The sequence below is a fragment of the Pseudomonas sp. BIGb0558 genome (assembly GCF_024807515.1).
GTDB classification, from domain to species: domain Bacteria; phylum Pseudomonadota; class Gammaproteobacteria; order Pseudomonadales; family Pseudomonadaceae; genus Aquipseudomonas; species Aquipseudomonas yamanorum_A.
In genome coordinates this window covers 38,754-51,676 of record NZ_JANUEW010000040.1, presented here as the reverse complement: position 1 = coordinate 51,676, position 12,923 = coordinate 38,754, and the positions used below count along the sequence as shown (strand labels likewise).

10 protein-coding genes are annotated in these 12,923 nt (G+C 61.7%); 7 read left to right on the top strand and 3 right to left on the bottom strand.

What is annotated here, in order from left to right; genetic code table 11:
- Positions 1-519 precede the first annotated feature (519 nt).
- From M2400_RS28655 to M2400_RS28640, 4 genes are all read left to right on the top strand, one after another.
- Positions 520-1,680, top strand: a complete 1,161-nt coding sequence (locus M2400_RS28655) for a PotD/PotF family extracellular solute-binding protein (RefSeq protein ID WP_259200198.1) — start codon at positions 520-522, stop codon at positions 1,678-1,680.
- 108 nt (positions 1,681-1,788) lie between these two features.
- Positions 1,789-2,724 (top strand): ABC transporter permease, encoded by a 936-nt coding sequence (locus M2400_RS28650; RefSeq protein ID WP_259200202.1) that lies wholly within the window; start codon positions 1,789-1,791, stop codon positions 2,722-2,724.
- Positions 2,725-2,752: 28 nt separating this feature from the next.
- On the top strand, positions 2,753-3,544 hold the full coding sequence (locus M2400_RS28645) for an ABC transporter permease (protein WP_259200204.1): 792 nt from the start codon (positions 2,753-2,755) through the stop codon (positions 3,542-3,544).
- Positions 3,545-3,549: 5 nt separating this feature from the next.
- Positions 3,550-4,617, top strand: coding sequence for an ABC transporter ATP-binding protein (locus M2400_RS28640; protein ID WP_177134476.1), 1,068 nt, complete (start codon positions 3,550-3,552; stop codon positions 4,615-4,617).
- A gap of 176 nt (positions 4,618-4,793) precedes the next feature.
- On the opposite strand, the gene hisD is transcribed toward M2400_RS28640, so the two are convergent.
- Positions 4,794-6,077, bottom strand: coding sequence for a histidinol dehydrogenase (hisD, locus tag M2400_RS28635; protein ID WP_259200428.1), 1,284 nt, complete (start codon positions 6,075-6,077; stop codon positions 4,794-4,796).
- Positions 6,078-6,365: 288 nt separating this feature from the next.
- Here hisD and M2400_RS28630 point away from each other — a divergent pair, with 288 nt between their 5' ends.
- From M2400_RS28630 to M2400_RS28620, 3 genes are read left to right on the top strand one after another with little or no spacing between them, the layout of a single operon-like run.
- On the top strand, positions 6,366-7,085 hold the full coding sequence (locus M2400_RS28630; RefSeq protein WP_259200209.1) for a ThuA domain-containing protein: 720 nt from the start codon (positions 6,366-6,368) through the stop codon (positions 7,083-7,085).
- The gene (locus tag M2400_RS28625; RefSeq protein WP_259200212.1) at positions 7,082-8,869 is read left to right on the top strand and encodes a thiamine pyrophosphate-binding protein; all 1,788 of its coding nucleotides are present in this window, start codon (positions 7,082-7,084) and stop codon (positions 8,867-8,869) included. Before M2400_RS28630 ends, M2400_RS28625 begins: the two co-directional genes overlap by 4 nt.
- A gap of 17 nt (positions 8,870-8,886) precedes the next feature.
- Positions 8,887-10,497: an FAD-dependent oxidoreductase gene (locus M2400_RS28620; RefSeq protein WP_259200216.1), complete on the top strand. Its 1,611-nt coding sequence runs from the start codon at positions 8,887-8,889 to the stop codon at positions 10,495-10,497.
- Between the two features lie 94 nt (positions 10,498-10,591).
- On the opposite strand, the gene M2400_RS28615 is transcribed toward M2400_RS28620, so the two are convergent.
- A complete protein-coding gene (locus M2400_RS28615; RefSeq protein WP_310503572.1) occupies positions 10,592-11,689 on the bottom strand; it encodes a LacI family DNA-binding transcriptional regulator in 1,098 nt (365 codons plus the stop codon).
- 55 nt (positions 11,690-11,744) lie between these two features.
- Positions 11,745-12,872, bottom strand: coding sequence for an MFS transporter (locus M2400_RS28610; protein ID WP_259200431.1), 1,128 nt, complete (start codon positions 12,870-12,872; stop codon positions 11,745-11,747).
- Between the last annotated feature and the right edge of the window lie 51 nt (positions 12,873-12,923).

Here is a 12,923-nt window from a genome sequence, read left to right as displayed (position 1 = left end):
TAATGTGTCAACCATGTCCCCGCACATGTGTCCACCATGTGTCCGGTCCGTACACGCTTTTGCAAAGTGACTCGCTGTAAGAGCGAAACCATAAGTGGCCGTTACCTAAATAACGGATATGTACCCAATCCCCAAAGCCCCCAACCCCTGCGCCGCTTAGGTCACTCCAATGCGTCAGAGTGCGTCGCTTTTAACCCCCCTGCGAAATTGAGCCCCCTCGCCTCCCGGCTCAATACTCAACCCATGAAAACAACAAGCCGAGCCTATCAAGCGCTGGGCGCACCGCTTCAGGCCGCAACACCCTAAAGCCCGGAACAACCGTGCGTCGCCCAGCCAAGGAAGAGTCAATCGGAACAGTGGAGGCCCTACCACCCTCCCCAGCAGCATGGAACCAATGCTGGCCATAACACTGCCGATCCAACTGACTGCATACAAAAGGACGCACCCGGCAACCCCGCCGGGCCCAGGCCTTGCAAGTCGCTCAACGTTTGCACCCACCACCCCAGGCAGGAACTCGAAATGAAAAAAGATACAGAGACGGGTTATGGTTTGACCGGCATTGACTTCAATTCCCTCAGCTTGAAACGGCGTTCGTTCCTGCTGGGCGCTGCCGCCTCTGCCGCAGGCTTGTACCTCGGCTCGTTTGTGCCCAGCGCATTCGCCGCCACCACCGGGCACCTGGAAATCCTCGGTTGGGAAGGTGAAACCGGCGACGCCGAACTCGCCGAATGGCGCAAGCAACGTGGCGTCACCGTACGCTCAAGCTACGCCAGCAACCAGGACGACATCACCGCACGGCTGGCAGGCTCCGACCCGGTGCAGCTCGACCTGACCATGTACGCCCTGGGCTACGAAAAGATCTATCAGGAAATGGGCCTGCTCAAGGCAATCGACACCTCGAAGATCCCCAACTATTCCGCCGACAATACCCTGCCGTTGTTCTACAAGGGCAGCCGCTGGTACTGGGACGGCAAGCAATGGGGCATCCCGTTGCTGTGGGGCATGAACACGATTGTCTACAACCCCAAGAGCGTCAAAAAGCCTACCCAATACACCGACCTGCTGGACCCGAAACTCAAGGGTCGGCTGACGTTCGTCGATGACGGCACCTCCAACTGGTCACTGATCGCAACCATTGCCGGCTACGGCGACAAGTACCCCAATCTGACCCACGCCGAATTCAACGACGCCTTCGAAAAACTCAAGCCGTACCGTGACCAGTGCCGAGTGTTTGCCGCCTCCTCAGGCGACGCGGTGTCGCTGCTGGTGTCCGGTGAGGTGGACGCAGTGTTCTCGGCCTCGGCCAACACGCCAAGCGAAACCACCAAGCGCGGCGTGACCACCGCACTGTCGGTGCCCGTCGAAGGCGCGGCCGTCTGGTGCGATGCACTGTTCATCCCGAAAACCGCCAAGGATATCCCCCTGGCCCTGGAGTTCATCAACAAGACCCTTGAGGCCGAAACCCAGGCCAGGATGGCGACCACAATGTTCTCCGGCGTGGTCAATCCCAAGGCAATACCCCTGCTGCCAGAGGACCTGAGAAACACCTTCGACTACGGGAACCTGGACAGCTTCTTCGAGAAATCCAAACTCTACGGCCAGCCGCCCCTGAGCTCGGAAAAGTATGTGACCTATGCTGAATGGATCGATCAGTGGGCGAACTTCAAAGGCTCGTTCTAGAGCACTTGGTACCCCGGTGCAGGCAACCGTGGGGCTGGGTTCGCAAACGCCCACCCCACCGTTCAAAGCGCCCTGACTATCGAAGAAAAACCGTAAAGGCACCTCATCATGACCGTAGTCAACAACACCGAGTCCATGCCCCTGGACGACCGGGATCCAAGGGTCGGCAAACACCTGAAGATCGACAAGAAAACCCTCAGCGGGTATTGGCTGGCGTCGCCGCCGTTGCTGTTTCTGGTGGTGTTCTTCCTGGTTCCGTCGGCACTGCTGCTGATCGCCAGTTTCTGGACCGCCAAGACCTTCAGCATGGAGCCCGCCGCCACCCTGGCCAACTATGCCAAGGCCCTGGGCGCCAGCGGGTTTTATGACTCGCTGTGGATCGCCCTGCAAAACGGTTTCTGGACCGCCCTGCTCTCCACCGTGATCAGTGCGCCGGTGGCCTATTACATCGTGTACCGCACCCGCTCCAACGCCGTGCTGTACCTGGCGCTGGTGTCGTGGTTTTCCAGCTACCTGGTACGGGTCTATGCGTGGCGCTCGATCCTGGGCACCAACGGCGTGATCAACTCGACCCTGCTGCACTTCGGCCTGATCGACCAGCCGCTGGAATGGCTGGTGTTCAGCAAGTTCGCGGTGGTGCTGACCCTGGTGCACATCATGCTGCCCTTCACCCTGTTGCTGCTGGTGTCGGGCCTGCGGGACATCAAGAAGGACTACCTGGAGGCCGCCGCCGACCTGGGTGCCGGCGGCATCACCATTCTGTGGCGGGTGATCATGCCGATGGCCCACAAGAGCATCGTCAGTTCATTCATGTTCACCTTCGTGCTGGCCGCCAGCGACTACGTGACCCCGCAACTGCTGGGTGGCCGGGACGCGATGACCACCGGACTGGTGATCGCCAACCAGTTCCGCTCGGTGGGTAACTGGCCACTGGGAGCGGCGATGGCCTATCTGCTGTTGGTCGTGTTCATGCTGGTGTACGCGCTGCTGCTGGGGGTGTTGCGCGCAGCGAACCTGGCACCCGGCAAGCGTTACCACGACTGATTGCCGACCCTAAAAAAGGTAACTCGCCATGATCCGGTTATTCACTTACGTCTACATGCTGTTCCTCTACGCGCCCATCGCGATTATCGCGCTGTTCAGCTTTCACTCGTCCGCGTCGCTGTCATTCCCGTTCGAGGGTTTTTCCACGCGCTGGTACGAGGCGCTGTTCAGCAGTTCGGACTTCATTACGGCCCTGACCAACAGCGCGATCGTCGCCGCCGGCTCGGCCGTGCTCACCACGCTGCTGGGCACGTTCTCGGCCCTGGCGCTGATGCGCATGAAAGGCCGGGTAAAGGCGGTGTTCGCATTCATGAACTTCGCCCCCATCGCCTTGCCCGGGTTGTTCCTGGGGATCGCGCTGGTGATTTTCTTCTCGCTGATCGGCCTGCCGCGCTCGCTGCTGACGGTGATCATCGGCCATACGCTGTTCACCTTTCCGTTTTTCGTGGAGTCGGTGCGTTCACGGCTGGAGTATTTCGACCTGTCGTTCGAGGAGGCCGCGCGTGACCTCGGCGCCTCACCCCTCAAGGCGTTCTGGCTGGTGACGCTGCCCATCATCGGCCCGACCATCGCCGGTGCCGCGATCCTCGCGGTAGCACTGTCGATGGATGAGTTCCTGATCACCGTGTTCGTCACCGGCAGCGACACCACGCTGCCCCTCATGATTCTTTCGATGATGCGTCGCGCCGTCAGCCCCACCATCAATGCCGCCTCGGTATTCATGCTGGTGGTGACCATCGCCATCATCGCCATCGCCGGCCTGGTCATGACCTTGCGTCGTCGCCGCCTCGAACTTGAACGTGCTGAAACTGCAGAGTAATCACCATGACCAACAGTATTGAACTGACCGGAATTTCCAAGAGCTACGGCAACCTCACCGCCCTGGGCAAAGTCGACCTCACGGTAAAACGCAACGAGATCCTGACCCTGCTCGGCCCCAGCGGCTGCGGCAAGACCACCCTGATGCGGATCATTGCCGGCTTCGAAGAGCCCACCACCGGCAAGGTGGTGATCGACGGCAAGGACTCCACCGCCCTGGCGCCGGAACACCGTCCGGTGAACATGGTGTTCCAGAAGTACGCGCTGTTCCCGCACCTGGACGTGTTCGACAACGTGGCCTTCGGGCTGCGCCTGAAGAAGAAGCCCAAGGATGAGATCAAGCGTGAAGTGAACAAGGCCCTGGAGCTGGTGCAGCTGGAAAGCTTCAAGAGCCGCTGGATCTCCGAGCTCAGCGGCGGGCAGGCGCAACGCGTGGCCCTGGCCCGTGCGCTGGTGAATCGCCCTGCGGTATTGCTGCTGGACGAACCGCTGGCGGCCCTGGACCTGAAGATTCGCCACCACATGCTCAACGAGATCAAGCGTATCCACGAAGAGACCTCCACTACCTTTGTGTATGTGACCCATGACCAGGACGAAGCGATGATCCTGTCGGACCGCGTGGTACTGCTGAACAAGGGCGGCATCGAGCAGATCGGCGGGCCGCAGGAGATGTATTGGTCGCCACGCACGCTGTTTGCCGCCAGGTTTTTCGGCGACACCAATATCGTCAACGGTACGTACGGGTCGGGTGGCGTGGTCGACTTGCCCTTTGGGCGCTATGCCCACACGGCAAAGAACGACGTAGGTGCAGGGCCGGTGAATGTGTCGATCCGCCCCGAAACCATCGGCCTTGAGCCAGCCCTGGGTGCCCCGTTGGCTGACGGCGCGTTTGCCGGCAAGGTCAAGGACACGTCGTTTATCGGCAACCGGGTGATCTACCGCGTGGAAGTGGCCGGCGGCACGCTTGACCTCAAATGCCAGCAACTGCCGACACCCGGCAGCCACGCCCTGCCGCCAGGCACGAACGTGGCACTGACCTGCAAGCCGGAAAGCTTTGTGGTGATTCCTGCCTGAAGGTATTGAAACAGCCGAGGTTCATTTTTACGCTGGATCAACCGCTCTTTCACGGGAGCCTGGTCCGGCGTTTTTTTGCCTGAGAGAAAACCATAAAGGCTGATCAGATTTTTCGGCCCCCATCGCAGGCAAAAAAAAGCTCCCCGATTGGGGAGCCCTGATCGTTCCAGTACGACTCAATCGTGCTTCTTGTAACGACGGATCCGGATATCCGCCTGTTCCTTGTGCCCCGCAAACCCTTCCATGCCGCACAGGCGCGAGCAATATTCGCCCACCAGCACCGACGCTTCATCCGTCAGTACCCGCTGGTAGGTGCAAGTCTTGATGAACTTGCCGACCCACAGGCCGCCGGTGTAGCGCGCAGTGCCGGTGGTGGGCAGCGTGTGGTTGGTGCCGATGACCTTGTCGCCATAGGAAACGTTGGTGCGCTCACCGAGGAACAACGCGCCGTAGTTGGTCATGTGTTCCAGGAAGTACAGCGGGTCGCGGGTCATCACCTGCACGTGCTCGGAGGCGATGCGGTCCGCTTCCTGCACCAGTTCGTCAACGGTGTCGCACAGGATGATTTCGCCATAGTCCCGCCAGGCCACCGAAGCCACCGGCGCGGTGGACAGGATCGCCAGCTGGCGTTCGATTTCCACCGGCAGGGTTTCCGCCAGTTCGGCGCTGTTGGTCAGGAACACCGCAGGGGAATTGACCCCGTGCTCAGCCTGGCCCAGCAAGTCGGCGGCGATGATTTCCACATCGCTGCTGTCGTCTGCAATCACCAGGGTTTCGGTCGGCCCGGCAATCAAGTCGATGCCGATCTTGCCGAACAGTTGGCGCTTGGCCTCGGCCACATAGGCATTGCCCGGGCCGACGATCATGTCCACCGGTTTGAAGGTATCGGTGCCCAACGCAAACGCGGCAATGGCCTGAACCCCGCCGACGCAATAGATCTCATCGGCGCCCGCCAGGTACATCGCGGTCACAATGGCCGGATGGGGCTTGCCATCGAACGGCGGCGCGGCCGCGACCACTCGTTTCACCCCGGCTACCTTGGCTGTCAGCACGCTCATGTGCGCCGACGCCAGCAACGGGTACTTGCCGCCAGGAATGTAGCAGGCGACCGAGTTCACCGGAATATTGCGGTGCCCGAGGATCACACCCGGCAAGGTCTCGACTTCCACGTCGTGCATCGAGGCTTTTTGTACCTCGGCAAAGCGCCGGACCTGGGCCTGGGCAAAGGTGATGTCGCCGATTTCCTGCTCGGAGAGGCTCGCCACGCAGGCGGCAATTTCTTCGTCGGTCAGGCGGAAAGACACCGGCGACCACTGATCGAACTGATTGGAGTATTCACGCACGGCCGCGTCGCCGTTACGCGCGACGTTGGCGATGATGCGCTCGACGGTATCGCGCACTTGGGCAGCAATCTCGGCTTGGGCTTCGACCGGTTTAGGTTTTTTCAGGTAACGAATCATCAGTGGCTCCAGGTGGTTCTTGAGGGCACGCGACATGCCCCCGACGTTGGCAACCATCTTTTCCTACCCCCCTGCCCCGGACAATTTCGCAGCCTCCCTATTGGTGACGCAACCTGACGCAGCACCGACGCAGTGTTGAAGCACTGCGGCGGACACCGGACGTTATTCGTATAACCGGCGATGAAAAATGTGTAAGCCCCATTGACTTAGGGATTCGGAGTGATAGGTTAAATAAGCGGTTATACGTATAACCTAATAATCACACCCAACGTAAAGAGGTGATCAACCGTGAGTCGAGTCTTGTATCTATTCGGTGGCTGGCCCGGCCATTTCCCCTACGAAATTGCGGCATGGGCGCGCACCGTTTTCCAGGAGCTGGAGTTCGAGGTCGAAGAGTCCACCGACATCTTCACGCTGGACAGGGACTTGACCGGTTATGACCTGATCGTGATCGGCTGGAACAACGCCGTCACCACCGAGACGCTGACAGCCTCCCAGGAAAACCGCCTGCTGCAGGCGATCGAAAGCGGCACCGGCCTGGTGGGTTGGCACGGTGCCGGCGCGGCATTTCGCGCCAGCCTCAAGTACCACTGGGTACTCGGCGGCTCGTTCCTGGAACACCCGATGGGCGAAGGCTTTCCCCATCCGTACCAGGTCAACATCATCGACCACAGCCACGAGGTCACCCAGGGCGTCGAGGGTTTCGAGGTGCGGTCCGAGCAGTACTACATGCAGGTCGACCCGAACATTCAGGTGCTGGCTGAAACCACCTTCGACGGCAACCCCTTCCCCTGGCTCAACGGCCATCGCAGCCCGGTGGCCTGGGTGCGCCAGTGGGGCCAGGGCCGGGTGTTCTATCACTCCATCGGGCACGACACCAGCAACCTGGCCGACCCGAACATCCGCCGCCTGACCAAGCAAGGCCTGAACTGGGCCACGCGCGGGCGTGCAGCCAGCACCGCCGACGCAACCCCCTCCGTTTCATCAACCCAAGGAGTCCTGTCATGACTAAATTGACCGGCAGCCAGATCGTGGCTCAAACCCTGAAAAACTATGGCGTCGAATACGTCGCCGGTATCCCCGGCCACGGTATCTGGACCCTGACCGACGCCTTCCTCGAAGAAGACTCCAAGCTCAAGTTCATCCAGGTGTTCCATGAGCAAAGCGCGGTACACCTTGCCGATGGTTACTACCGGGTGAGCGGCAAGCCGATGGCAGCGGTGACCTCCATCGGTGCCGGTGCCGCCAACACGGTGATCGGCATGGCCACCGCGTTTACCGACTCCACCAGCCTGATGCTGATCACCGGCGGGCCACCCACTCACATGCGTGGCCACGGTTTGTTGCAGGAACTGGAACGCTACACCGACAACGACTTCCCGAAAATCGCCGAGGCCGTGACCAAGCGTCATTGGGTCGCGACCCGCGTTGAAGAGTTGCCGTTCATGATGCACCGCGCCTGGAGTGCGATGGTCACCGGGCGCCCGGGGCCGGTGCACCTGGAAATCCCGATGGACGTGCAGGCCGAGGCCGCTGAAGTGACCCTGCATGCCCTCGAAGAACGTACCCCGATCGGCAAATGCTTCCCGGACCCGGCCGCCACCGCGCGTGCGGTGGAGGAACTGAAACTGAGCCAGCGCCCGGTGCTGGTGATCGGCGGCGGTGTGATTACCGGCGAAGCCAGCGCGGAACTGTTCGCCCTCGCCGAAGCCTGGAAAATCCCGGTGGTGACCACCTGGAACGGCAAGAGCGGCTTCCCGGAAGATCACCCGCTGTTCGCCGGCAGCGTCGGCCAGACCGGCACCCTGTGCGGCAATAAAGTCGCGTCCACCGCCGATGTGATCATCGCCGTGGGCTGCCGCTTTACCGACTGGTCGTCGTCCAGCTATGCCAAGGGCGTGACCTTTGCCATCCCGCCGTCGAAGCTGATCCACATCGACATCGACCCCCACGAGATCGGCAAGAATTACCCGGTAACCGTGGGCATTTGCGCCGATGCCAAATACGCCCTCGCCGCCATCGTGGAAGGCCTGAAAGGCCAGACGGTTGAGCGCGAAGCGTACCTGAGCGACCTGCGGGGCTACCAGGAAGAATGGGAAACCAAACTGGCGGGCCGGCGTGACTCCGATCGCTTCCCGTTTACGTCCCAACGCCCCCTCGGCGCGCTGCGTAAAGTGTTCCCGCGGGACACCATCGTGGTGGTCGGCTCGGGCAACACCCAGGGCGCGGTCAAGCAGACCTTCCCCGTCTATACCCCGCGTACGCACCTGACCTCCGGCGGTTTCTCGTCCATGGGCTGGGCCGTGCCGGCGGCCATCGGTGCCAAGCTGGCCGCGCCCAACCAGCCGGTGGTGTGCATCCTCGGGGATGGCGATTTCCTGATGACCTCCCAGGAAATTGCGATCTGCGTGACCAATAATATTCCGGTGGTGTTTCTGATCCAGAACAACGCCGGCTACATGTCGATTCGCGGTGGCCAACGCAAGCAGACCAGCCGCCATATCGGCACCGAGTTCAACCACCCGGACGGCACGCCCTACAGCCCGGACTTCAAGGCGGTGGGCGAGGCCTTCGGCCTTAAGTCCTACCGTGTGGAACGCCCGGAAGACCTCGAGCCGATCCTGCAGGAAGCCCTGGATTTGAACGTGCCGGTGCTGATCGAAGTGCCCACCGACCGCGATGCGGCAGGCCCATGGGTGCCGGGCTGGTGGGACTTCCCGATTCCGGAATACATCACCGACGAACGCCAGGATGAGTACTGGCAGATCCGTAATTCCGAACAACACCTGTAAACACCGGAGCGGCTCAAATGAGTGATGCATTGATTTCGCATCATGCAGAGCTGAATCCACAACCGGGGGCGCCGCGCGAACCGCGCGCCCTCGACGTGGTGACACCTGATGCAGATGGCAGGATCGACTGTGATGTGGTGATTATCGGCTCGGGCATGGGCGGTTCGACCTTCGCCCACGCCCTGCGTGACAGCGGGCTGGATATTGTGATCGTCGAGCGGGGTGATTTCCTGCCCCGTGAGATCCAGAACTGGAGCGCCGAAGCGGTGTTCGGCCAGGGCCGTTATCGCAATGCCGAACCGTGGCTGGACCAAGCCAACCAAGCGTTTTCGCCGGGGGTGTTTTATTACGTCGGCGGCAACACCAAATTCTACGGCGCCATGCTGCCGCGCTTTCGCGAGGCGGATTTCGGCGAGATCCAGCATGCCGAGGGCGTGTCGCCTGCGTGGCCCGTCAGCTATGCCGAGTTTGAACCCTGGTACGCCGAAGCCGAGAAGCTCTACCGCGTGCATGGCCACGCCGGCATCGACCCCAGCGAACCCTGGCGTTCGGGGCCCTATCCGCAACCGGCACTCAAGCATGACCCGGCGCTGGTTGCCCTGGAACAAAGCATGCAGCGCGCCGGGCTCAAGCCGTTCGTGATGCCGGCGGCGGTGGACTATGGCGATGGCGGCGATTGCGTGCTGTGTTCAACCTGCGACGGTTATCCGTGCCTGGTCGATGCCAAGGCCGACGCCGAAGTGAGCGCCCTGAGGCCGGCCCTGCGCAGTGGCAGCATTCGGCTGATGACCCGTACCACGATCAGGCAACTGAACACCGATAACGATGGCAAAACCGTGACCGAGGCCCGGGGCCTGTTCGACGGACGCGAGGTGACGTTACGTGCCCGGCGCTTCGTGCTGGCGTGCGGCGCGGTCAACAGTGCCGCGTTGCTGTTCAAGTCGGCCAACCCGCAACACCCGCATGGCCTGGGCAACAGCTCCAGGCAGTTGGGGCGTAATTACATGGTGCACAACAGCACCTTCATGCTGGCGGTGGACCCACGGCGCAGGAACGACGTGACCTTCCAGAAAACCCTGGCCCTCAACGACTGGTACAGCGCCAGTCCGCACAATGCGTTCCCGTTGGGTAACGTGCAGATGCTGGGGAAAATCCGTGAACCGATGATCAGCGCGATGCGGCCCTGGTTGCCCAAATTCGCTTCACGCTACATCACCGATCACAGCGTGGACCTGTACCTGACCTCGGAGGATCTGCCGACGCCGGATAACCGCGTGACCTACGACACGCAACGCGGGGCGATCAAGGTCCACTGGACACCGAACAACCTCAAGGCCCATGAAGGCCTGGTGAGCAAGGCGACCCGGACGATGCGTGATGCGGGGTATCCACTGATCCTCAAGGCGCGCATGGGGATTGCGACGAACTCCCACCAATGCGGCACGGCCGTGATGGGCACCGATCCGGCGACCAGCGTGCTGGACCTGAACTGCAAGCTGCATGACCTGGAGAACGTGTGGGTGGTGGACAGCTCATTCTTCCCGTCGTCGGCGGCGGTTAACCCGGCACTGACCATTGCGGCGAATGCCCTCAGGGTAGCAGCGCATTTCAAGGCACAGCCCGGGTAAAGGTAGGAGCTGGCTTGCCTGCGATGGCATCGACTCAATATCACTGACACACCGAGTCGACTGCATCGCAGGCAAGCCAGCTCCTACAGGGGGGTCAGGCCTCTGCCGGCTGGAGACTGCGGGTCGAGGTGCGCACCACCAGCTTGGTGGCGAATATCTTCTGCTCAGGGGCAAGCGGCGCATCGGCCGGGGCGTTCAGTTGCTCGGTGAGCATGCGTGCCGCGTACACGCCCTTCTCCACCATGGGTTGCGCAATGGTGGTCAAGCCGAGCTGCACCGCCTCGGGAATATCGTCAAAGCCGATCACCGAAAGCGTCTCCGGCACCTGGCGATTAAGAGCATGGGCGGTTTTCATGCAGGCAATCGCCATCACATCCGAACACGCCACCACTGCGGTGACCTCGTTGGAAGTCAGCAACGTGAACGCTGCGGCCTGCCCCGAGGTGGAATCGAGCCCGCCGGCTTCAATCACGCTCAGGTCTTCAAACGCCAGGCCGGCAGCGGTGGCGGCCTCCACGTAACCGGTGAGGCGCTCGCGAACAATCCGCTCACTGGCGCTCTTGAAGCGTTGCTGGTCAATTGGGCCGCGGTAACCGTCGGGGTTGAGGCGATCGATGATGACGCCGATCTTGCGGTGACCCAGGTCCAGCAGGTGCTGCATCTGCGTGCGGGCGGCGCCGCGATCGTCGATGCCGACAAAAAATGAATTGTCCACCAGCGGCGAGTCGATCACCACGAACGGAATGCTGTGCTTGACCACCGCCAGCACCGCCGGGTGGTCATCGGGCAGGGTCGAGATGATCAGGCCATCCACCAGCCCGCGCAGGGCCAGGCTGCCGTGGCTCGCGGCTTGGCCCCGGCCCACCAGGCGGTTGTTGTTGAGCGGGAACAATGTCAGCGCGACATTTTCCAACTCGCCGACTTCACTGATGCCACGCAGCATGGCAATGGTGCAGGGGTCGGCAAAGGCCAGGGACAACTTGTCCATCATCATCAACCCGATGGCGCCGATCTTGCCCGAGCGCAGGCTGCGCCCCAGCACATTGGGGCCTGGGTAGCCCAATGAAGCGGCCACCTCGAGGATATGCTCGCGCTGGGCCGGGGACAGTTTGGAGGGTCGGTTGTAGGCGTAAGACACCGCAGGCTGGGACACCCCTGCCGCCAGTGCTACGTCTTTCATTGAAACGGCCATCGCTTGCTTCCCAATCCTTTTGAAACCTCATGCGAGGTCATGAAAAAACAGGCGCTCAGTGTACCCGTTGCGGGGAAACCTTCGGAACCAGTCGTGTGGCACTGAACATAATGGCAATCATCAGCGAGGCAACCGCCAGCAGCGCCCAGGATAAATTCGTCGCGTGGGCGAAGAAGCCGATCACCGCCGGGCCCATCAGGATACCCAGATAACCGAGGCTGGTGGCCGCGGCGATCGCCAACTCCCCCGGCATGGTCTTTTGCGCGCCCGCCAACGACAGGTACACCGGCGCGATGTTGGCCAAGCCAATACCGATCACCGCAAACCCCACCAGGTTCACCAGCCAGTTCGTCGCCAACACCACCGTGAGGAACCCCAAGATTACAATCAAGCCGCCGCCCACCAGTACCACCCGGGCGCCGAGCTTGAGCAGAATCCGGTCGCCACTCAAGCGCCCCAACGCCATCATCACCGCAAAGCACGCGTAGCCCAGGCCCGCGATGGAAGGTTGAACGTCACGCACCTGGGTCAGGAACACCGCGCTCCAGTCGAGAATCGCCCCTTCCGCCAGGAAGGCGAACAGGCACAACACTCCCAGCACCAGGACCTTACGCGTGGGCCGTACAAAAATCGGGCTACCTTCATCGCCACTGCGCCCGAGCATCTGGCGCCCGTAGCTCAGGACAAACGCCGCCAGCGCCGCCATCACGGCACTGCTGGCCAGCAACGGCGTGGCGCCCAGCCAGAGCAGCGCGGTGATTCCCGCGGCGCTGACGATGGTGCCCAGGCTGAACAAGCCATGAAAGCCCGACATCATCGACCGGCCGGTGGCTCGCTCAACCATCACGCCCTGCACATTCATCGTCACGTCGACCGCCCCGCATCCGGCACCGAAGACGGTCAGGGCCAGCATCAAGCCGACGAATGAATGGGTGGTCGCCAGGAGCGGCAGCGTCAGGAATACCAGGGCGATCCCGATGTGCATGGTAAAGCGGCAGCCTTTACGGGCGTTGAGGATGCCCGCCAGCGGCATCATCACCAGCGACCCCAGGCCCAGGCACAGCAACAGGATGCCCAAGGCGCCGTCATCCACCCCGGCGCGGCTGCGCGCATACGGAACCAGCGGCGCCCAGGCACCCATGCACAGGCCAGACAGCAAAAACGTCAGGCGATAGGCCGACATGTGCGGTGTGGAGCACGGTAACAACAACTCTTGAGACGACACGGAAACCCC